1 protein-coding gene is annotated in these 421 nt (G+C 62.9%); it reads left to right on the forward strand.

From position 1 onward, the window contains the following. Window positions 1-28: 28 nt before the first annotated feature. On the forward strand, window positions 29-421 hold a 393-nt coding region (locus GVL03_RS20880; protein ID WP_200847387.1), incomplete at its 3' end, for a hypothetical protein.

The following is a 421-nucleotide window of genomic DNA, read 5'->3' on the forward strand; positions in this document are numbered from 1 at the left end:
GTTTACCGGTACTGACAAGGAGACGTCGATGCAGACCCTCAAGATCGCGACCGCCTGCGCACTGCTGTTAACCACGTTGGGCCTGGCATGCTCTGGGCAGGCCGCACCGCTTTCCTATGCACAGGAAAAGGAGAACACAGCCAAGCTGGTGGACATCATTGACGGCGCCACCCGCGACGGTCTGGTTGCCGTGCTGGTGCCGGCCCCGTATGTCGTGCACAACGGCGGGCCAGGCATCGGCTCTCCGGTCCCCGGCTTTCATCTGGGCAAGCGCTCGACCGACCTGCCCGGGTTCTCGACGCGGGTGTCCTTCCAGCACAAGGACATTCCCTCCCAGGGCTATGTGCAGCTGTTCAACACCAACGAACTGGAAGCCGGCCCGCAGCGGACGGTGTTGATGGACGTGTTCGAGGTGCATCTG

Origin of the sequence: Microbacterium sp. 18062, assembly GCF_902706225.1 — a bacterium.
Taxonomy (GTDB): domain Bacteria; phylum Actinomycetota; class Actinomycetes; order Actinomycetales; family Microbacteriaceae; genus Microbacterium.